The 19,637-nt window shown below is 76.5% G+C and carries 15 protein-coding genes and 1 tRNA gene; 10 read left to right on the top strand and 6 right to left on the bottom strand.

Annotated elements, in window-relative coordinates; all coding sequences use genetic code 11:
* Positions 1-103: 103 nt before the first annotated feature.
* From tmk to ACIGHB_RS08290, 3 genes are all read left to right on the top strand, one after another.
* Positions 104-3,550: a dTMP kinase gene (gene tmk, locus ACIGHB_RS08300; protein WP_399910653.1), complete on the top strand. Its 3,447-nt coding sequence runs from the start codon at positions 104-106 to the stop codon at positions 3,548-3,550.
* A 92-nt stretch (positions 3,551-3,642) separates the two neighbouring features.
* Positions 3,643-4,539, top strand: coding sequence for an ABC transporter ATP-binding protein (locus ACIGHB_RS08295; protein ID WP_399910650.1), 897 nt, complete (start codon positions 3,643-3,645; stop codon positions 4,537-4,539).
* Complete coding sequence (locus ACIGHB_RS08290; protein WP_399910647.1) at positions 4,536-6,986, top strand: FtsX-like permease family protein; 2,451 nt, start codon at positions 4,536-4,538, stop codon at positions 6,984-6,986. Before ACIGHB_RS08295 ends, ACIGHB_RS08290 begins: the two co-directional genes overlap by 4 nt.
* 85 nt (positions 6,987-7,071) lie before the next feature.
* On the opposite strand, the gene ACIGHB_RS08285 is transcribed toward ACIGHB_RS08290, so the two are convergent.
* Both ACIGHB_RS08285 and ACIGHB_RS08280 read right to left on the bottom strand, forming a co-directional pair.
* Positions 7,072-7,716, bottom strand: coding sequence for a response regulator transcription factor (locus ACIGHB_RS08285; protein ID WP_360314682.1), 645 nt, complete (start codon positions 7,714-7,716; stop codon positions 7,072-7,074).
* The gene (locus ACIGHB_RS08280) at positions 7,704-8,909 is read right to left on the bottom strand and encodes a sensor histidine kinase (protein WP_399910644.1); all 1,206 of its coding nucleotides are present in this window, start codon (positions 8,907-8,909) and stop codon (positions 7,704-7,706) included. Before ACIGHB_RS08280 ends, ACIGHB_RS08285 begins: the two co-directional genes overlap by 13 nt.
* A 164-nt stretch (positions 8,910-9,073) precedes the next feature.
* Between ACIGHB_RS08280 and ACIGHB_RS08275 the strand changes: the two genes are divergently transcribed.
* The 5 genes from ACIGHB_RS08275 (at position 9,074) to ACIGHB_RS08255 (ending at position 13,240) form a co-directional block, all read left to right on the top strand.
* The gene (locus ACIGHB_RS08275; RefSeq protein ID WP_360314686.1) at positions 9,074-9,247 is read left to right on the top strand and encodes a hypothetical protein; all 174 of its coding nucleotides are present in this window, start codon (positions 9,074-9,076) and stop codon (positions 9,245-9,247) included.
* A 70-nt stretch (positions 9,248-9,317) separates the two neighbouring features.
* Positions 9,318-10,520: a DNA polymerase III subunit delta' gene (locus tag ACIGHB_RS08270; protein WP_360314688.1), complete on the top strand. Its 1,203-nt coding sequence runs from the start codon at positions 9,318-9,320 to the stop codon at positions 10,518-10,520.
* Between the two features lie 124 nt (positions 10,521-10,644).
* Positions 10,645-12,204: an alpha/beta hydrolase gene (locus ACIGHB_RS08265; RefSeq protein WP_399910640.1), complete on the top strand. Its 1,560-nt coding sequence runs from the start codon at positions 10,645-10,647 to the stop codon at positions 12,202-12,204.
* A 96-nt stretch (positions 12,205-12,300) separates the two neighbouring features.
* A tRNA-Thr gene (locus ACIGHB_RS08260) sits at positions 12,301-12,374 on the top strand.
* A 233-nt stretch (positions 12,375-12,607) separates the two neighbouring features.
* Entirely contained in the window at positions 12,608-13,240 is a 633-nt protein-coding gene (locus ACIGHB_RS08255) for a pyridoxamine 5'-phosphate oxidase family protein (protein WP_399911607.1), read from the top strand.
* 6 nt (positions 13,241-13,246) lie between these two features.
* Here ACIGHB_RS08255 and ACIGHB_RS08250 read toward each other — a convergent pair whose 3' ends face one another.
* A complete protein-coding gene (locus tag ACIGHB_RS08250; protein ID WP_399910637.1) occupies positions 13,247-14,017 on the bottom strand; it encodes an RNA polymerase subunit sigma-70 in 771 nt (256 codons plus the stop codon).
* Between the two features lies 1 nt (position 14,018).
* Complete coding sequence (locus tag ACIGHB_RS08245) at positions 14,019-14,396, bottom strand: DUF6479 family protein (RefSeq protein ID WP_360314694.1); 378 nt, start codon at positions 14,394-14,396, stop codon at positions 14,019-14,021.
* A 170-nt stretch (positions 14,397-14,566) separates the two neighbouring features.
* Here ACIGHB_RS08245 and ACIGHB_RS08240 point away from each other — a divergent pair, with 170 nt between their 5' ends.
* Together ACIGHB_RS08240 and ACIGHB_RS08235 are read left to right on the top strand one after the other, a co-directional pair.
* The gene (locus ACIGHB_RS08240) at positions 14,567-15,076 is read left to right on the top strand and encodes a SigE family RNA polymerase sigma factor (RefSeq protein WP_399910633.1); all 510 of its coding nucleotides are present in this window, start codon (positions 14,567-14,569) and stop codon (positions 15,074-15,076) included.
* A 90-nt stretch (positions 15,077-15,166) separates the two neighbouring features.
* Positions 15,167-16,504 (top strand): hypothetical protein, encoded by a 1,338-nt coding sequence (locus ACIGHB_RS08235; protein WP_399910630.1) that lies wholly within the window; start codon positions 15,167-15,169, stop codon positions 16,502-16,504.
* Positions 16,505-16,540: 36 nt separating this feature from the next.
* Here ACIGHB_RS08235 and ACIGHB_RS08230 read toward each other — a convergent pair whose 3' ends face one another.
* Entirely contained in the window at positions 16,541-18,238 is a 1,698-nt protein-coding gene (locus ACIGHB_RS08230; RefSeq protein WP_399910627.1) for a bifunctional 3'-5' exonuclease/DNA polymerase, read from the bottom strand.
* A 152-nt stretch (positions 18,239-18,390) separates the two neighbouring features.
* Complete coding sequence (locus ACIGHB_RS08225; protein WP_360314702.1) at positions 18,391-19,635, bottom strand: LuxR C-terminal-related transcriptional regulator; 1,245 nt, start codon at positions 19,633-19,635, stop codon at positions 18,391-18,393.
* Positions 19,636-19,637: the final 2 nt, after the last annotated feature.

The raw sequence follows: 19,637 nt of genomic DNA, 5'->3' as shown, positions 1-19,637 counted from the left end.
GCCGCACGGGTCAGGAGGGAAGGGCGGGAGCGATGCTCTCGCCCTTCCTACGTTTGTTCGGCTAGGGACCCGGTGACCAAGGGGGTCCGGATAGGGTGGACGGATGACGCGAGCAGAGCAGCCAGAGCTTCTGGGCGACTCCGAAGCCGCACCCGCCCCCGTCTCCGACGCGGCCCTCGTCGCGGACTCCCGGGAGCGAGCCGTACGGGCCCTCGTACGCCATCAGCCACTGCGCCGGTTGTGGAGCGCCCAGGTCGCAGGCGGGATCGGCGACGCCCTCGCCCTCCTCGTCCTCGTCCTCCTCGGCCTCCAGGCCGCGCTGACCGAGGGCGCGCTCGGCGGCGGCCCCCGGGGCGCCGCCTTCGCCGTCGCCGCCGTCGTCGGCACCCGGCTGCTCGCCACCGTCCTCTTCGGCGCCGTGCTGCTCGGCCCGCTCACCACCCTCACCGCGCCCGGCGCCGCCCTCGACCGGCGGTGGACCATGATCGGCGCCGACGGGCTGCGGATCGCGCTGCTCGTCGTCGCGCCCCTGTGGATCGACTGGATCCCCGGCAGCGCCCTGTGGTTCCTGCTCGGCACCGTCTTCCTGACCGGCGCCGCCGAGCGCCTGTGGGCCGTCTGCCGCGACGGCGCGGCGCCCGCGCTGCTGCCCGCCGCGCCCGTCGAGGGCGACGCCGTCCGGCCGCTCCCCGACCACCTCGGCGCCCTGCGCACCCTCACCCAGCGCACCGCCTTCCTCGCCGTCCCGGCCGCCGCCGCCGTCCTGCTCGCCGCCACGCTCGTGAGCAACCTGCTCGGCTCCGGCATCGACTGGTTCTCGCTCCACCAGGCCGCCCTCGGCGGCTACGTCGCCGCCGGACTCTTCGCCGCATCCGTCAGCGTCCTCGCCGCGATCACCCTGCCCGGCGGACAGACCCCCCGGCCCCGCTCGCCGCTGGAGGGGCTGCGCCGCCCCGCCGCCGAGAAGGGCCGCACCGGAGCCGTACCGCTGCTCGTCCTGGCCTGCGCCACCGTCGCCGCCGCCATCGGCGCCGCCGCCTCGCTCGCCGCGCTCCACGCCGACGACCTCGACGGCGGCCCCGTCACGTACGCCCTGCTCGTGCTCGCGCTGAGCGGTGCCACCGCCGTCGGCATCCGCACCGCCCGCTCCGTGCTGCCGGCGCTCTCCCGCCGCCGGCTGCTCGCCCTCGCCGTGGCCGTCACCGGCGTCGCCCTGATCGCCGTCGGCCTCGTGCCCGACACCGCGACCGTGCTCCTCCTCGCGGCCCTCGCCGGATACGCCGCCGGGGTCGCCGCCAACACCGGGCACACCCTCATCGACCAGGAGACCGAGGAGCCGCGCCGGGAGCGCACCACCGCGCACCTCCAGGCCACCGCGCGCGTGGGCATCGCCGTCGGCGCGCTCGCCGCGCCGCTGCTCGCCGCCGCGATCGGCCCGCACCGCTTCGTCTCCGGGAAGTTCGTCTTCGACCACGGCGGCGCCGCCTTCACCCTCGCCCTCGTCGGCGCGCTGCTGCTGCCCGTCGCCGCGCTCGTCCTCGCGAAGACCGACGACCGCGCGGGCGTACCGCTCCGCCGCGACCTGCGCGACGCGCTGCGCGGCGCCGACCCCGCCCAGGCGCCGGCCGCCACCGGCTTCTTCATCGCCCTGGAGGGCGGCGACGGCGCCGGCAAGTCCACCCAGGTCCAGGCGCTCGCCGACTGGATCCGGGCCAAGGGCCACGAGGTCGTCGTCACCCGCGAGCCCGGCGCCACCCCCATCGGCAAGCGGCTCCGCTCGATCCTGCTCGACGTCTCCTCGGCCGGCCTCTCGAACCGCGCCGAGGCGCTGCTGTACGCCGCCGACCGCGCCGAGCACGTCGACTCGCTGGTCCGGCCCGCCCTGGAGCGGGGCGCCATCGTCCTCACCGACCGGTACATCGACTCGTCCGTCGCCTACCAGGGCGCCGGCCGGGACCTGTCGCCGACCGAGATCGCCCGCATCTCCCGCTGGGCGACCGGCGGCCTCGTCCCGCACCTGACCGTCCTGCTCGACGTCTCGCCGGAGACCGCCAGGGAGCGGTTCACCGAGGCGCCGGACCGGCTGGAGTCGGAGCCGCCCGAGTTCCACGCGCGCGTGCGGGCCGGTTTCCTCGCGCTCGCCGCCGCCGACCCCTCGCGCTACCTCGTGGTCGACGCGGGCCAGGAGCCCGAGGCCGTCACCACCGTCGTACGCCACCGGCTCGACCGGATGCTGCCCCTCTCCGAGGCCGAGGTGAAGGCCGCCGAGGAGGCCCGCCGGAAGGCCGAGGAGGAAGCCCGGCGCAAGGCCGAGGAAGAGGCCGCCCGCAAGGCCGAGGAGGAGCGCCTGGAGCGCGAGCGCCAGGAGCAGCTCGCGAAGCTGCGCGCCGAGGAGGAGGAGCGCAAGCGGCGCGAGGAGGAAGAGGCGCGCCGTCTGGAGGCCGAGCGCCAGGCGGAGGAGGCCCGGCGCAAGGCCGAGGAGGCGCGGCTCGCCGCCGAGGAGGAGGCCCGTCGGCTCGCGGCCGAGGAGAAGGCCCGCCGCGAGGAGGAGGAACGGCTCCGCAAGCAGGCCGAGGAGGAGGCCCGGCTCCGCGCCGAGGCCGAGGCGCTCCGCCAGGAGAAGCAGCGCAAGGCGGAGGAGGCCCTGCTCCGCGCGGAGGAGGCCCGCCGCCTCGCCGCAGCCGCGGCCGCCGCGAAGGCCGCGGAGGAGGCCGCCGCCGAGGCGGAGAGGCTCGCCGCCGAGCAGGCCGCGAAGGCCGCGGCGGAGAAGGCCGCCGCGGAGGCCGCGTCGAGGGCCGCCGCCGAGCGCGCGGCGGCCGAGAAGGCGGCCCGGGAGAAGGCCGCGGCCGAGCGCGCGGCGGCGGAGAAGGCCGCCCGGGAGCGTGCCGAGGCCGAGCGGCGCGCGGCCGAGGAGTCGGCCGCCGAGGTCACCGTCCAGACGCCGATGGTGAAGCTGGGCGAGGAATCCACCGGTAAGCCGTCCGGTACGGCCTCCGGAGCGGCCTCCGGTACGGCTTCGGGTACGCCTTCCGGTACGGCCTCCGGTACGGCTTCGGCGGCGGGGGCCGGGGTCCCGGACGTCTCGCCGGACGAGGTCACCGTGGAGACCCCGGTCGTCCGGCCGGGCGACCCGCGCCCCGAGGCCGAGACCGCCGTCCTGCCGCAGGTGACCGACCGCGCGGCGGACGAGACCACGGTGCTGCGCCGCGTACGGGAGGCCGCTCCGGACGAGACGGCGGTGCTGCCGCCGGTGCGGGACGCCGCCGCCGACGAGACCGCCGTGCTGCCCCCCGTACGGGACGAGCGGCGGGCCGATCCGGTGGACCGGGTGCCGAGCGACTTCTTCCGGAAGGAGCCGGAGGCCGGCGGGGCGGGTTCGAACGACGTCACCCGCGAGCTGCCGCAGCTCGACGAGCAGGGCCGGCCGCGCCGCCGCTCCGACTGGGCCGAGGAGACCCCCCTCGACGACCTGCCGACCCTCGCGGACGAGCTGTTCGGCGGGTACGAGGACGGGGACGACGAGAACGGTGGCCGCGGGCGCGGCCGCTGACCTGAACCCGGTCCATGGTGGAGTTGGCTCCACCATGGACCGGGCAGCCCGCTCCATGCCCTCGCGGCCCGCCGCTGCCTAGCGTGATCGGCATGATGACGACAGCAGCGGCGGACGGCGGGAGCGCGCTCGTCCTGGACCGGGTGGGCAGGACGTACGGGCGGGGCGACGGGGCGCCCCCCGCGCTCGACGACGTGAGCCTCACCGTGCCGCCCGGCCGGTTCGTGGCCGTGATGGGCCGCTCCGGGTCCGGCAAGTCCACCCTGCTGCGGTGCGCGGCGGGCCTCGAACGGCCCACGACGGGCACGGTACGGATCGGGGGCACCGACCTCGCCCGGCTGAAGGCCGCCGCCCTCACCCGGCTCCGGCGCGACCGGATCGGCTTCGTCTTCCAGTCGCTCAACCTGGTCTCCGCCCTGAACGTGCGCGAGAACGTCGCCCTGCCGCTGCTGCTCGCCGGCGCTCGTGACGACCGCGGGACCGACGCCCGTGCCCTGGCCGGGCTCGCGGCCGTGGGCCTCGCCGACCGGGCCGAGGACCGGCCCGCGGACCTCTCCGGCGGGCAGCGGCAGCGGGTCGCCGTCGCCCGCGCCCTGCTCACCGATCCCGAGGTCGTCTTCGCCGACGAGCCGACCGCCGCGCTCGACCCGGTCACGGCGGGCGAGGTGCTCGCCCTGCTGCGGCACGCCGTCGACGAGCGCGGCCGGACCGTCGTCCTCGTCACCCACGACCCGGTGGCGGCGGCCTGGGCCGACGAGGCCGTCTTCCTGGACCGCGGCCGGATCGCGGGCCGCCTCGACCGGCCCGACGAGGCCCGGGTCCGCCACGCGCTGACCGGCCTCGGCCACGGCACCGGCGCCTCCGGCCACGGGCCCGGCGCCTCCGGCCACGGGCCCGGCGCCTCCGGCCACGGGCCCGGCGCCTCCGGGTTCGGGACCCGCGCCGACAGTGCCGAGCGTGTCGCGCGGCCGGTGGGGGTGACGCGGTGAACCCGGCCGTGCGCCTCCTCGCCGCCCGGTCCCTGCGGACCCACCGCAGGGCGTGGGCGGCCGTCTTCGCGGCCGTCGCCGTCACCTCCGCGCTGCTCGGCGCCCTCGCCCTCGCCCTCGGCTCGACGGCGCTCGGGCACGCGCGCGTGGAGCGGTACGCGGGCGCGGCCGTGGTCGTCGCGGGCGACCACGAGGTCAGCCGGACGACCGATCCCTGGGGCGGCGAGCCCCAGACCGCCACCGCCGGTCTGACCGAACGGGTACGGATCCCCGAGGCGGCCGTCGGCGTGGTGCGCGCCGTACCGGGCGTCCGCGCGGCGGTGCCGGACCACACCTTCGTCGTACGGGAAAGGGCAGGGGAAGGGGGAGGAGGGGAACGGGGACGGGGCACCGACCCGGACGCCGGGCCGCGCACCCATCCCGGGCGCTCCTGGGCGGCCGCCGCCCTCGCCCCGTACGCCCTGACCGAGGGCCGCGCGCCCCGGCGCGACGACGAGGCCGTCGTGGGCGCCGGTCTGGGGCTCGGGACCGGGGACCGGACGGGCGGATACCGGGTCGTCGGGGTGGCCGGCGGACCGGCCGCCGTGTACGTGACGGAGGCGGAGGCCCGGAAGCGGGCGGGCCGCCCGGGACAGGTCGACGCCGTCGGTGTCCTCGCCGCGCCCGGCGTCCCCGTGGACACCCTCCACGCGCGCGTGCGGGCGGCTCTCGACACCGCCGGCCTCAAGGACACCGCCTCCGGCCGGCCGCTCAGGGCCCTGACCGGCGACGGGCGGGGCGACGCCGAGCACCTCGGCGCGCCGCCCGCCCGGTCCGAGCTCCTGGAACTGCTCGCCGCCGTCTCCGGCACCGTCCTCCTCGTCTCCGTCCTGGTCCTCGCCTCCCTCGTCGCGCAGGCGCTCCAGCAGCGCGCCGCCGAGCGGGAGCTGCTCCTCGCCGTCGGCGCGACACCCCGTCAGGTGCGGGCCGCGGCCGGCCGTGAGGTGGTCCGGGTGGCGGGCGCGGCGGCGCTGCTCGGCGCGCTCGGGGCCGTACCCGCGTTCCTGGCGCTGTGGGAGGCGGTGCGCGCCCGGCCGGGAGCCGTCGCCGAGGGTCTCGAACTCGCGACCCCTTCCTGGCTGTTCGCGGCGCCGCTCGTCACCGCCCTCCTGGTGACCGGACTCGCCCGGCTCGTGGTCGCCTTCGGGGCGGGGCGGCCGGGCCGGGCGGCGCACGGCCCCGGCAGGGTCCGGCGGGTGGCGGGGTTCGTCCTGCTCGTGCTCGGCGTGGGATCGGCCGGGACGGCCACCCTCCAGAGCGGCGAGGCCGCCGGCGCCGCGGCCGGAGCGGCGACCGTGACGCTCGTCTCCGGGTGCGCGCTGCTCGGGCCGTGGATCGCCGGGGCCGCGATGCGGCTCCTGGACCGGCCGTTCCGGCTGCTCGGCGGCGCGCCGGGGCGGCTCGCGGCCGCCGGAGCCGTCGCCCGCTCGCGGCGCCTGGGGGCCGCCCTCACCCCGGTCGTCCTGGTCACCGCCTTCGCGCTGGTGCAGCTCACGGCGGGCTCCACCGCGCAGCGGGCCGCCGACGCCCAGGCGCGGGAGGCGACCACCGCGAACCTCGCGGTCTCCGGCACCACCGCCGAGGAGGTGCGGCGGAGGCCCGGCGTGACGGCGGCGACCGACGTGCTGCGCTCCACGGTCGTCCTGGCCCGTGACGAGGCGGGCTCGCCGCGCCTCGACCGGCTGCCCGTGCTCGGCGTGGACCCCGACGGGCTGGAGGGCGTCCTCGACCCCGGCGTCGTCGCCGGCGACCTCGCCGGACTCGCCGGCCCCGGCACGGTGGCCGTGGGCGCCGACCGGGCCGACTCCCTGGACGCGCGCCCCGGTTCGACCGTACGGCTGCGGCTCGGCGACGGCGTCGAGAAGGACCTGCGGGTCGTCGCCGTCTACGAACGGTCGCTCGCGCTCGGCGAGTTCCTCTTCCCGAAGGCCGGACTGGCCCCGCACACGACCGATCCCCACCCGGCGAGGGTCCTCGCCAGGACGACCGAGGGACCGGGGCGGGCGGTGGCCCCCGAGCGGGTGGCGCTGCCCGGAGCCGCCTCGCAGGCCGTCGTCGCGGCCGGTGTCGTCGGCGCGATCGGCGCGCTCACCCTCCTGTCCGTCCTCAGCACCCTCGCGCTGATCGGCGCCGGGCGCCGCCGCGAGCTGGAACTGCTGCGCCAGGTGGGCGCGTCGGCCGGGCAGCTGCGCCGGATGCTCGGCCTGGAGGCCGGCTTCCTGATCGCCGTCGGCCTGCTGCTCGGGCTCGTGGTGGCGGCACTGCCGCTGACCGCCTTCTCCTGGGCGCACACCGGGGGCCTGCCGTACCTGCCGCCCGTCCAGGCGGCGCTGATCGCGGGGACGGTGGTTGTGACGGTCACGGCGGGCGTCTTCGGGTCCCACCGCCCCGGGGGGCGTACCGGCTGACGGTACGGGCTTCGCGGGGGAGCGATCAGGCGCCGAGGCGGGTGCGGCGGGTGACCGTACCGGCTTCGCCGCGAAGCCGGTACGGTCACGCGTCGAGGTAGGCGAGCACCGCGAGGACCCGGCGGTGGCCGCCGCCGTCGTTCGGCGGCAGGCCGAGCTTCGCGAAGACGTTGCCGATGTGCTTGTGCACGGCCCGTTCGGTCACCACCAGCGTGCGGGCGATCGTGCCGTTGTCGAGCCCCTGCGCCATCAGCTCCAGGACCTCGCGCTCGCGCGGGGTCAGCGAGTCCAGCGGGTCGTCGCGGCGCCGGGCCAGGAGCTCCCTGACGACCTCGGGGTCGAGCGCCGTGCCCCCGGCCGCCACCCGCTCCAGGGCGTCCAGGAACTCGTCCACCCGCCCCACCCGGTCCTTGAGCAGGTAGCCGACGCCCCGCGCGCCGTCGCCGAGGAGCTCCGCCGCGTACGCCTCCTCGACGTACTGCGACAGGACGAGGACCGGGAGGCCCGGCAGTTCGGCGCGGGCCGCGAGCGCAGCCCGCAGCCCCTCGTCGCGGAAGCCCGGCGGCATCCGCACGTCCAGCACGGCCGCGTCCGGCCGGTGCTCCAGGAGCAGCGGAAGCACCTCGGGGCCGGTCGCCGCCACTCCGGCGACCTCGTGCCCCGCCGAGGTCAGCAACAGCACCAGGCCCTCCCTGAGGAGGGCGTTGTCCTCGGCGATCACCACACGCACGGAAGCTCCACTTCGATCACGGTCGGGCCCCCGAGGGGGCTGGTCAGCAGGACGGTCCCGTCGAGGGCGGCCACCCGGCGGCGCAGGCCGAGCAGTCCGGAGCCGCCGCCCCCGGCCCCGGCGGCCCGCTCCGCCTCCTCGGCACCGCCGCCGCCCTCGTCCCGGACGCGGACGTGGAGGCCCGCCCGCTCCCGGCGCAGGAGGACGGAGGCGCGGTCGGTGCCGCCGTGCTTGGCGGCGTTCGTGAGAGCCTCGGCGACGGCGAAGTAGGCGGCCGCCTCGACGGCGGCGGGCGCCCGGTGCCCCTCGGCGTCCGGCCCTTCGGCCAGGCCCGTCACGGTGACCTCCACCTCCAGGCCGCTGCTCGCGGCGAGCGCGCGGACCGCCCCCGTCAGGCCCCGGTCGGTGAGGATCGGCGGATGGATCCCGCGTACCACGTGCCGGAGTTCGGCCAGTGCCTCCTCGGCCTGCTCCTGGGCGTCGTCGAGGAGCTTCCGGGCGGCCGCGGGATCGGAGTCGTACGCCCTGCGCGCCAGCCCGATCCGCATGGAGAGGGCGACGAGCCGGGCCTGCGCGCCGTCGTGCAGATCGCGCTCGATGCGGCGCAGTTCGGCGCCGTGCGCCGCGACCGCGCCCGCCCGGGTGGCCGTCAGCTGCTCGATACGGGCCGCGAGCGCGGCGTCCCTGGCCGCCGAGGGGACGGGGGTGAGCAGCTCGCGCGAGAGCGCGGCGGCCCGGTCGGCGAGCCGTCCCACCAGCGGCAGAGTCACCGCCGGGCGCCCCGCGAGCCCCGTCCACACCCCGTCGACCAGGAACGCGACCACCAGGAGGGGCAGCGTGGCGCACCAGAGGACGATGCCATGGGGAATCTGGACCGCGGCCCACAGCAGGTCCCGCCGGGTGCCGGGATCGGCGACGGCGGTCCGCACGCGCGCGGGGAGGGGGCCTTCGAGCGGCAGGTACGCCTCCGGTACGGGCCGGCCGGTCCACTCGGCCGTGCGCCGCCGCTCCCAGCCGGCGAGCCGGCGCAGCAGCAGCACGCTCTCGGGGAGCACGCCCGCGCCGATCACCGTGAGGGTGAGGAAGGCGGTGAAGAGGGCGACCGCCGCCATCAGGCAGGACAGGACGGAGATCGCGGCCCCGACCGCCAGGTGGAGCCACGCCCGGCCCGCATCCCTGATCGCCTCACGCATGGACACAGCGTAGGCGGCGCGGGCGAGGGGGACGGTGGAGCGGGCTACACCCCCGGTCCGGGTACGGGCTCCGCTGTGCGCGGGCCGCGTGCGCCGGAGGATCGAAGGGTCACCGGGACCCACCGGAACGACCCTCCGCACCCCATGTTTCGAGGAGACACCCCATGAGGCCCCTGCTCTGGCTGCTGCTCACCGTGAGCGTCCTGGCCAACGTCGCCGTCAGCTCCTTCGCCGGCTGGACCGGGGCACCCCAGATCGCCGGGAGCGTCGGCACCGGCGTCGTCGTGATCGCCTCGGCGGCCGGCCTGTGGCTCACCCGGCCCCGCACTCACTCCTGACGAGCGCTCCTGAGGGGGGTTGTCGGAGGTCTGCCCCACAATGGAGGACGTACCTTCAGGAGGGGCAGTCATGGCCGTATGGGACGACCTGGTCGGACAGGAGCGGGTCGGGGAGCAGCTCACCGCCGCCGCGCGGGACGCCGACGCGCTCGTCACCGCCCAGGCCGCGGGCGAGCCCGCCCCCGAGGCGTCGAAGATGACGCACGCCTGGCTCTTCACCGGTCCGCCGGGCGCGGGCCGGGTGGACACCGCGCGCGCGTTCGCGGCGGCCCTCCAGTGCGTGAGCCCCGACCGGGCGCTCGGCGGGGCGCCGGGCTGCGGCTTCTGCACCGGGTGCCACACCGTCCTGGTCGGCACCCACGCCGACGTGACGACGGTCTCCGCCGTCGGCACGGAGATCCTGGTCAAGGACATGCGGGACACCGTCCGCAAGTCGTTCACCTCGCCGGCCAACGGCCGCTGGCAGATCATCCTGGTCACCGACGCCGAGCGGCTCAACGAGAAGTCGGCCAACGCGGTGCTGAAGGCCGTCGAGGAGCCCGCCCCCCGCACGGTCTGGCTGCTCTGCGCCCCCTCGGTCGAGGACGTCCTGCCGACCATCCGCTCCCGCTGCCGCCACCTGACCCTGCGGACCCCGCCGGTCGAGGCCGTCGCCGACGTGCTGATCCGGCGGGACGGCATCGAGCCGGAGCTCGCCCACGCGGCGGCCCGGGCCACCCAGGGGCACGTCGACCGGGCCCGGCGGCTCGCCACCGACGAGCGGGCCCGCGCCCGCCGCGCCGTCGTTCTGAAGCTGCCGCTGCGGGTGGCGGACGTCGGCGGCTGCCTCAAGGCCGCGCAGGAGCTGGTGGACGCGGCGGCGGAGGACGCGAAGCAGGTCGCCGAGGAGGTCGACACCAAGGAGACCGAGGAGCTGAAGGCCGCCCTCGGCGCGGAGAAGGGCGGCCGGATGCCGCGCGGCACGGCCGGGATGATGAAGGAGCTGGAGGAGAAGCAGAAGCGCCGCGGCCGCCGCACCCAGCTCGACAGCCTGGACCTCGCGCTCACCGACCTGACCGGCTTCTACCGGGACGTCCTGACGCTCCAGCTGGGCACCGGATCGGCCCTCGCCAACGAGGACGTGCGGGACGCGGTGGAGCGGATCGCCCGCGACACCACCCCGGAGCGGACGCTGCGCCGGGTCGAGGCCGTCCTCGCCTGCCGCGAGGCCCTGGAGCGGAACGTGGCGCCGCTGCTCGCCGTGGAGGCGATGACGATGGCGCTGCGCGGCTGAGCCGGGCCGCGCGCCGGGGGTGACGGTGGGGGCCGACGCGGAGGGTGACGCCGAGGGTGCCCCCAGGGCTCACCCCGAGCACCGGATTGGACACGGTGCGTACTCGTCCGGATACGCTCCGGGAATGGACTCCAGGCGTCTCCTCCGTACCTCCGCCACGGCGATCGCCGCCGCCGGACTGATCCTCTCCGGCTGTACGGGAGGGAGCGACGCGGCCGCGCCCGCCGGGTCCGGGGTCGCCTCCGCGCGGTCGGCCGCCTCGCCGGCGCCCTCGCCCGAGGCGCTGCGGAAGTACTACGGGCAGAAGCTGGCGTGGCGGGAGTGCGGCGTCGAGGGGTTCCAGTGCGCGACGCTGCGGGCCCCGCTCGACTACGCGAAGCCGAACGGGCCGGAGATCGAGCTGGCCGTCTCCCGGGTGCGGGCGGGCGGCCCCGGGCAGCGGATCGGCTCCCTCCTCGTGAACCCGGGCGGCCCGGGCGGCTCGGCCGTCGACTACCTCCAGGGGTACGCGGGCATCGGCTACCCCGAGCCGGTGCGGGCCCGCTACGACATGGTGGCCGTCGACCCGCGCGGAGTCGGCCGCAGCGAGCCCGTCGCCTGCCTGACGGGCCCCGAGATGGACACGTACACGCAGGTCGACCAGACGCCGGACGACCCGGCCGAGGTCGACGCGCTCGCCGCGTCGTTCCGGCGGTTCGCGGCGGGGTGCGAGAAGCGCAGCGGCACGGTCCTGCCGCACGTCTCCACCGTGGAGACGGCCCGCGACATGGACATCCTGCGGGCGGTGCTCGGCGACGAGAAGCTGCACTACGTCGGCGCCTCGTACGGCACCTTCCTCGGCGCCACCTACGCCGAGCTGTTCCCCGGGCGGGTCGGCCGGCTCGTCCTCGACGGGGCGATGGACCCGTCCCTGTCGGCGCTGGACCTCAACCGGGACCAGACGGCCGGCTTCGAGACCGCGTTCACGGCCTTCGCCGCCGACTGCGTCACCCAGCCCGACTGCCCGCTCGGCACCGGTACGGTCGCCGAGGCGGGGGAGGCCCTGCGGACCTTCTTCCGCGCCACGGACGCCGCACCGGTCCCCACCGGCGAGGACCGCGACCTCGGCGAGTCCCTGGCGACCACCGGGGTCATCGCCGCCATGTACGACGAGGGCGCCTGGCCGCAGCTGCGGGAGGCCCTGACCCGGGCGATCGGCGGCGAGGGCTCGGCGCTCCTGGCGCTCGCCGACAGCTACTACGAGCGGGAGCCGGACGGCACGTACGCGAACCTCATGTTCGCCAACGCCGCCGTGAACTGCCTCGACCTGCCCCCCGCCTACCCGGACCCGGCGGGCGCGCGGCGGGCCGTCCCGTCCTTCGACAAGGCGTCCCCGGTCTTCGGCGCGGGCCTCGCCTGGGCCGCCCTGAACTGCACCTACTGGCCGGCGCCTGCCACCGGCCGCCCGCACCGCATCACCGCCGAGGGCGCCGCCCCGATCCTCGTCGTCGGCACCACCCGCGACCCCGCCACCCCCTACAAGTGGGCCGAGTCCCTCGCGGACCAGCTCTCCTCCGGCACCCTCCTCACCTACGAGGGCGACGGCCACACGGCATACGGCCGGGGCAGCGACTGCGTCGACACCGCCGTCACCACCTACCTCCTGGAAGGCACCCCTCCCACCAGCGGAAAGCGCTGCTCCTAGCCCCCGCCCCGGCCCGCACCGCCCCTGGTCGGAGCACCCCCGGAAACTGTGTAGACTTGGCGACGCTGCTGCACCCACCATGGTGTCGCGCAGCACGCCGCCTTAGCTCAGTTGGCCAGAGCAACGCACTCGTAATGCGTAGGTCTCGGGTTCGAATCCCGAAGGCGGCTCAGAGAAACCCCAGGTCGGATCCTTTCCGGCCTGGGGTTTTTTCGTGTGCTGACCTCGTTGCCGGCCTCGGTGGGGAGCGGGCGGGGAGGACGGTGGGGAGGTGGGAGGTGGTTAGATCGCCACGGTCGGTGTGCCGGCCGAAGTCCCGGGTGGGCCGGGAGGGTTGACTGGAGCAGGGGGAGACGTGGGCGAGAGCGGGCTGACCGTGACCGAGCGGACGCGGTTGCGGCGGATGCGGGAGAAGGGGTCGCACCTGCGGGCGGACCTGGACGCCGTGCTGGCGGCGGGGTGGCTGTGTCATCTCGGGGTGACCGTGGACGGGGTGCCGATGGTGGTGCCGACCGCGTACGGGGTCGACGGCGACCGGCTGTACGTGCACGGGTCGGTCGCGAGCCGGAGTCTGGTCCAGGCGCCGGGGAGCACGGTGTGCGTGACCGTGACGCACGTGGACGGGCTGGTGCTCGCGCGGTCGGTGTTCGAGCACGGGGTGAACTACCGGTGCGCCATGGTCTACGGCGTGCCCGAGCTGGTGACCGACCCGGAGGAGAAGCTGCGGGGGCTGCGCGCGCTGACCGAGCAGAGCAGCCCGGGGCAGTGGGAGTACGTGCGGCAGCCCAGCCGGAAGGAGCTGGCGGCCACCTCGCTGCTCGCGCTCGACCTCACCGAGGCGTCGGTCAAGACGCGGAGCGGGCCGCCGGACGACGGGGACTCCGAGGACGCGGAGCTGGGGCTGTGGGCGGGGGTGCTGCCGGTGGTGACCACGTACGGGGCGCCCGTCGCCGACCCGGCGCTGCCCGCCGGACTCGCCGCCGCCGTGCCCGCGCACATCGCGGACCGGGCCGGGACGCGGGCCGACGGCCGTTAGCGGTCGCTAGGACGAGATGGCCAGACGGGAGAGGTGGGGAGGGTCCGCCAGGACGTCGACCGAGGTGATCGTCCCGGCCGGGGCCGTGAAGCGGTAGACCGCGTCCGGGGCGGCGACGAGGGCGGGTGCGCCGTCCACCAGGACCGGCCGGGCCACCGCCGCGCGGGCCGCGAGGACCCTGGCGACGGCGGGGGCGCCGTGCGCGGGCCGGACCCCGCCGCGTACGGCGCCGGTGTCGGCGCGCAGGACGGCGTCCGGGTCGAGCAGCTCGCGCAGCGCCGCCGTGTCCCCGTCCCGGGCGGCGGCCAGGACCGCGTCGACGGCCGCCCGGAGGCGTACCGGATCGGCCGCGGGCATCTCCTCGGCTCCCCGGGCGCGGGCCCGCGCCCGGACGCCGATCTGGCGGACCGCCGCCGGGGCGCGTTCCAGGGCCAGGGCGAGGTCCTCGTACGGGACGCCGAAGCGGTCGTGGAGGACGAGGACGAGCCGCTCCGCCGGGGTCAGGGCGGGGGAGTCGGGCGCGTCCGACCAGGGGTCCCACGGGTCGGTGCGGCGGGCCTCGCGGGCCCGGAGCCGGCCGAGGCAGACCCGGGCCAGGACGGACTCGGCCGGCGGCCCGGGGTCGGGGACGGGTCCGGGGCCCCTGCGGGCGCGGGGACCCGGGCCGTACGAGGCGAGGACGCGTTCCGTGGTCCGGACCGCGCGCTCGGCCTCGGGGGCGGAGCCGAGCAGGCCGTGGGCCATGGCCCGCAGCCGGCTCGGCGGGGTGGTGCGCACGTCAGTCGCCGTGTCCGGTGCCTCCGCTGCCGAAGCCTCCGCTGGAGATGCCGCCCCACTTGCGCTTCTCCTCGCTCTGTGGCTCGGTGTCGGCGGTCCCGCCGTCCTTGAGCTGGTACGGCATGAGCCGGTGCTCGCCGTCGGTGTGGGGCATCTCGTTCGGCCGGCGGTACTCCGACATCTCGCCGGGGAGGGCTCCGGTGTCCGGCCGGTGCGGTTGTTCGTCGGGCTGCGGTGGACGGGACTCACGGGTCCGGACCCGGTAGCCGAACCAGAAGGCCGTGATCAGGACGGCGACGAGGACGACGCCGCCGAGCACTTGTCCGAGACCTGACTGCCAGACTCCAGCGGCCAGGGTCTCTGCGCTGAGAGTGTTCATATCAACAGGATTACCCGATTCCGCTTCTTTGGATGCACCTGCGGGCGGTTCCCGCTGAAACATTTCCCCGGCCCCACCGCGTCGAAGGGGTGTAGAGCACGACAGCGAGAGGAGCGGTCGCAGAGGGCGACCGCTCGTGACCACTCGCGACCGCCAGGGAGAGGAGGGGCATGAGATCGTCCCGCGCGAACGAGTTCCTGGAGTTCGCCTCGGCGCGCACGGGCCAGCTGTTCCGCTCGGCCTGCCTGCTGACCAGCGGGGACGTCCACCTCGCCGAGGATCTCACGCAGGAGACGCTGGGCAAGATGTACGCCCTCTGGGGACGGACGTCCCGGATCGGCAACCCCGCCGCGTACGCCCAGACCGTCCTCGTCCGCACGTTCCTCAGCCACCAGCGCCGCCGCTCCGCCACCGAGCGCCCGCTGGGCGAACTGCCCGACCACACCCCGGACGACGGCGCCGACCCGCTGCTGCGGATCGCCCTCCTCGACGCGCTCGCCGCACTGCCCCCGAAGGACCGGGCGGTCGTGGTGCTGCGCTACTGGGAGGACCGCAGCGTCGAGGAGACCGCCGACGCCCTGCACACCAGCTCCGCGGCCGTCCGCACCCGCTGCACCCGCGCGCTCGGCAAGCTCCGGCAGCACCTCGGCGGAAGCATCGCCGAGTTCGCCACGCGCTGAGCGCCGGCGAACGGCCGCCCGGCGGGGCACCTCCCGGGCCCCGCCCCCCTCGAACCGCCCGACCCCCCAAGCAGAGACGGTGATCTCGTCATGCCCGAACACGACCAGCACGACCACGACCCCGACGGCCGGTTCGCCGACGAACTCGGCTCGGTCCTGCGCTCCACGGGCGAGAGCTTCGCCCTCGACGGCCGGCCCGAAATGGTCACCGGCGGGCTCGCCCGGGGCCGCCGCCGGCTTCTGCGCCGCCGCCTCGCCGTCACCGGCGGAGCCCTCGCGCTCGCCGCCATCGGCGTCGGCGGCGTGTACGCCGGCTCCGTGGTCACCCCCGCGGGGCCCGCCGAGAAGGCGTCCGTGGCGGGGGCGCCCGAGCGCACGGGCGACACGAGCGCGACCGAGCGGGCCACGCCCGACACCCTGAAGCCCGGGGAGGCGGAGATCCCGCTCTCCGAGATCGCGGACGTCGTCAAGGCCAACACCCCGGCCGGACAGTGGCGGTTCGACGGCCTCGACGGCAAGGGCCAGGGTCTCAGCGGCACCTACGACGACGGGAAGGGCGAGGCCGCCTTCGGCATCTTCCTCGCCCGGGCCGGCCGCAGCGCGGAGGCGGGCGTCGACCAGGTGACCTGCCCGTCGAAGACGTTCGTCCCCTACGACCACTGCGAGGACGGCACGCTCCAGGACGGAGCGCGGTTCATGGTCATCCAGGGGTACGAGTACCCGGACAAGCGCGAGGAGACCAAGAACTGGCGGGCGGTCCTGCTCACCGAGGACGGCTTCCTGATCGACGCGAGCGAGTACAACGCGGCCGCCCAGAAGGGCGCCGAGATCAGCCGGGAGGACCCGCCCTTCACCGCCGCCCAGCTCAAGGCGCTCGTCACCGCCGAGGCGTGGCGGCCGCTCCTCCAGCAGATCCCGCGGCTGCCCACGGCGCCCGCGGGGCTCGGCGCGAAGCCCGGCGCGCAGCCCGGCGCGACCCGCGAGGCCCGGCCGGAGGTCAGCGGTGACAGCGTCCCCGCCACCCTGCGCGCCCTGATGCCCAAGGGGCTCAAGGTCGCCGAGAAGGGCGGGGAGGGCCAGTTCGGCTACGTGGTCGTCGACGACGGCAAGGGCAAGAGCCTCGTCCAGGTCAACGTCCAGTACGGCATGGACGACGTCGCCCACCAGCTGTACGGCTCCGGCGACGTCACCACCCTGCCCGGCGGGCGCAAGCTGAAGCTCAGCGAGCAGCCCGGAGAGAAGGGAGGCGCCGGCGTGGTGTGGTGGTCCGCCGACACCATGACGAAGAAGGGCTTCCGGGTCGTCGTCTCCGCCTTCAACACCGGCGCCCAGCACGAGGCCGCGACCCGCCCCGCGCCGGCGCTCACCATGGAGCAGCTGAAGGCGATCGCCCTCGACCCGAAGTGGGCGAAGCTCCCCGCGAAGTAGCCGCCCGGAGACGGGCGGTGGAGCGGTGCGCGGCGGCTACTTGGCGTCCGCGTACCGCTCCACCGTCGCCGTCGTGAACGGGAAGCGGACCGGGGTGTCGCCGAAGGCGATCCGGCCCGCCTCGTCCCCGGCCGCCCGGATCGCCGCCGTCACCGCCTCCGCCTCCCGCGCGGGGCAGTGCACGATCACCTCGTCGTGCTGGAAGAAGACCAGCTCGGCCCGCATCCCCGCCGTCGACAGGGTGCGCCGCAGCGCCGCCAGCATCAGCAGGGCCCAGTCGGCGGCGCTGCCCTGGACGACGAAGTTGCGGGTGAAACGGCCGCGCGCCCGCGCGTTGCCGGAGGCGTAGCCGGGGGTGAACCCCTCTTCCGCGACGGCCTGTTCGGCGCCCTCCTGGGGGAGGCCCGCCTCGCCGTCGTCGCCCGCGCCGACCGCCTTCGGGCTGGTCCGGCCGAGCCAGGTGCGGACGAGCCGGCCCTCCTCGCCGGCCTTCGCCGCCTCGTCGACGTAGGCGACCGCGCGGGGGAAGCGGCGGCGCAGCGCCGCCAGGTTCTTCAGGCCGTCGCCGCTGGTCTGGCCGTAGATCGCGCCGAGCAGGGCGATCTTCGCGTGGTCGCGGTCGCCCGAGAACGCCCGGTCGGACAGGCGGGTGTACAGGTCGTCGGGATGCCCGGCGACCTCCATCAGGCCCGGGTCGCGGGAGATCGCGGCGAGCACCCGCGGCTCCATCTGGTCGGCGTCCGCCACCACGAGGCGCCAGCCCTCGTCGGCGACGACCGCGCGCCGGATGACCTTCGGGATCTGGAGCGCCCCGCCGCCGTTGGTCGTCCACCGTCCGCTGACCGTGCCGCCGGGCAGGTACTCCGGCCGGAACCGGCCGTCGCGCACCCAGTCCGCCAGCCAGGACCAGCCGTGCGCGGTCCAGATCCGGTACAGCTTCTTGTAGGCGATGAGCGGCTCCACCGCCGGGTGGTCGATCTCCTCCAGCTCCCAGCGGCGGGTGGACCGCAGCCGGATGCCGGCCTGGGCGAACGCCTTCACCACGTCGGCGGGCAGATCGGGCCGGACCCGGCGGCCGAAGGCGGCCGACACCTCGTCCGTGAGCTCGGCGAGGCGGCGCGGCTCGCCCCCGCCCGCGTACCGCTCGCCCAGCAGCTCGTGCAGCAGCTCCCGGTGCACGTCGGCCCGCCAGGGCAGGCCAGCCCGGTGCATCTCGGCGGCCACCAGCATCCCGGCCGACTCGGCGGCGGTCAGCAGCCGCATCCGGCCCGGGTGTTCGGCCCGGTCGTGCCGGCGCTGCTGGTCCACGTAGACCGCGAGCAGGCCGTCGAAGGGGACGGAGGCGACGGGTCTCGGCTCGAAGAGGGAGTCCTGCGAGCCGGGCTCGGCGGTGCGCTGCGGCGGGTCGGGGGGCACCGGGGCGTTCCGCAGCCGGGCCCACGCGGCGGCGGCCGAGCGGGGCTCGCCGAGCCGGCCCTCGTGGCCGAGGAGCAGCTGCTCGGCGTCCTCGACGTCGTAGCACCGCTCGACGCGGACGCCGGCGGCGAGCAGCCGCGGGTACACCTCGGCGGTCGACCGCCACACCCAGCGCGCCACCTCGGGCCGGGCCCGGACGGCCGCGACCAGGTCGGGCTCGCGGCGCACCGGCCCGGCGGGCACGCCGTCCGGCCCGAGGGGGACGAGGACCGCGCCCTCCCCCTCCGGCTCAGGGGCCAGCGCCCACCTCTCGCTCATGGGTGCGAGTCTGACATCCGGCACTGACAGCGTCGGATCGCGACATCCCGGACGTGGGGCGGGGGGGCGTGGATCGGGGGGCGGGGGGCGTGGGGCGTCGGGCCCCTGGCCCTCCGGCCCGGGTTTCCGTCGCGTGCGTCTCGTGCCGTTCGCTACGCCGCCGCGTGGAAGAGGGCCGCCGCTTCGCCGCGGGAGCCGACGCCGAGCTTGCCGAGGATGTTCGCCACGTGGAACTTCACCGTGGACTCGCTGATGTGCAGCTCCTCGGAGATGCGCCGGTTGCGGTGGCCCAGCGCCAGGTGGCGCAGGACCTCGATCTCCCGCTCGCCCAGGCTCGTCAGCGGGTGCGCGGGCCCGGCCGGGGCGTCCGGCGCGGCCAGCGGCAGCACGGCCGTCATGGTGGTGCCCCAGTGCGGCACGGTCTCGATCTCCAGCCGCCCGCCGAGGACGTCCAGCCGGTCCCGTACGGTCCCCGCACCGATCTCGCAGGCGCCGATCACGCCGGGCCCGTCGTCGCGGACGGCCGCCCGCAGTTCGTCCTCGGCCAGCTGCCAGCCGACGTGGACGCGGCTCAGGCCGTCCTGCTCCAGGACGATGAGGAGCAGCGCCCGGACGATGGCCCGGGCGGCGTGCGCCACGTCCGCGGGGAGCGAGCGGCCGGCGTCGGGCGGCCCGAGTTCGAGCCGGACCGGGCTGTGCCGGAGCATCGGCCGGAGCTGTTCGGCCAGCCGGCGGAAGGCGTCGCCGGCCGGTTCCTCGGCGATCGCCCGGTCCTGCCGCCGCGCGGCCCGCACCTCCAGGAGCGCGGCGGCGGCGAGTTCGGTGGCGGCGGCCCGGGCCGCGGTGTCGTCCAGGCTGCCGCTGCGGAGCACCGAGAGGAGCCCGGAGAGGGCGGCGGCATGGGCGGTGGCCAGTTCGGCGCCGACCCGGGCGCGGGTGTCGGCGGCGGTACGGGAGCGGGCCAGCGCCCCGGGCATCGCCTCGACCGCGAACCGGTCGAGGTGGCTGGTCACCAGGTCCCACAGCGCCTGGACCAGGGTCAGTTCGTCCGGTCCGGCCGGGGCGGCGCCGTCCTCCCGCAGCAGGACGAGCAGCGAGTGACGGGCGGTGGCACCGCTGGTCACCGCGAGGACCGCGCGGTCCCGGCCGCCGAGCCGCGCCGTCCCCTGCCAGGGCTCGCCGGGCACGCCGGCGGCGAGCAGCGGCGCCAGCTCGGTGCCGGTGAGCCCGCGCGTCTCTCCGGCCGTCTTGAACGGCGAGTGCGCGCAGTGCGTGGAGAGTTCGGCGGCGCCGGTGTGCGGGACGACCGGCGCGAGCGTGGCGGAGAGCTGCGCGAGGATGCCGTCGAGCGGCCGGCTGAGGATCTCGTACGCGGTGGTCAGCGTCAGCGGGTCCATGA

The organism is Streptomyces sp. NPDC085460, assembly GCF_044541975.1.
In the GTDB taxonomy this organism is placed as follows: Bacteria; Actinomycetota; Actinomycetes; order Streptomycetales; family Streptomycetaceae; genus Streptomyces.
The sequence above is the reverse complement of the archived record's forward strand: the minus strand, read 5'-3'. Positions and strand labels throughout refer to the sequence as shown.

What these genes read in the sequence shown, in the direction of transcription:
- tmk (WP_399910653.1), top strand. Translation starts at nt 104, where the DNA reads ATGACGCGAGCAGAGCAGCCAGAGCTTCTGGGCGACTCCGAAGCCGCA.
- ACIGHB_RS08295 (WP_399910650.1), top strand. Translation starts at nt 3,643, where the DNA reads ATGATGACGACAGCAGCGGCGGACGGCGGGAGCGCGCTCGTCCTGGAC.
- ACIGHB_RS08280 (WP_399910644.1), bottom strand. Translation starts at nt 8,909, where the DNA reads ATGCGTGAGGCGATCAGGGATGCGGGCCGGGCGTGGCTCCACCTGGCG.
- ACIGHB_RS08275 (WP_360314686.1), top strand. Translation starts at nt 9,074, where the DNA reads ATGAGGCCCCTGCTCTGGCTGCTGCTCACCGTGAGCGTCCTGGCCAAC.
- ACIGHB_RS08270 (WP_360314688.1), top strand. Translation starts at nt 9,318, where the DNA reads ATGGCCGTATGGGACGACCTGGTCGGACAGGAGCGGGTCGGGGAGCAG.
- ACIGHB_RS08265 (WP_399910640.1), top strand. Translation starts at nt 10,645, where the DNA reads ATGGACTCCAGGCGTCTCCTCCGTACCTCCGCCACGGCGATCGCCGCC.
- ACIGHB_RS08255 (WP_399911607.1), top strand. Translation starts at nt 12,608, where the DNA reads ATGCGGGAGAAGGGGTCGCACCTGCGGGCGGACCTGGACGCCGTGCTG.
- ACIGHB_RS08245 (WP_360314694.1), bottom strand. Translation starts at nt 14,396, where the DNA reads ATGAACACTCTCAGCGCAGAGACCCTGGCCGCTGGAGTCTGGCAGTCA.
- ACIGHB_RS08240 (WP_399910633.1), top strand. Translation starts at nt 14,567, where the DNA reads ATGAGATCGTCCCGCGCGAACGAGTTCCTGGAGTTCGCCTCGGCGCGC.
- ACIGHB_RS08235 (WP_399910630.1), top strand. Translation starts at nt 15,167, where the DNA reads ATGCCCGAACACGACCAGCACGACCACGACCCCGACGGCCGGTTCGCC.
- ACIGHB_RS08230 (WP_399910627.1), bottom strand. Translation starts at nt 18,238, where the DNA reads ATGAGCGAGAGGTGGGCGCTGGCCCCTGAGCCGGAGGGGGAGGGCGCG.
- ACIGHB_RS08225 (WP_360314702.1), bottom strand. Translation starts at nt 19,635, where the DNA reads ATGGACCCGCTGACGCTGACCACCGCGTACGAGATCCTCAGCCGGCCG.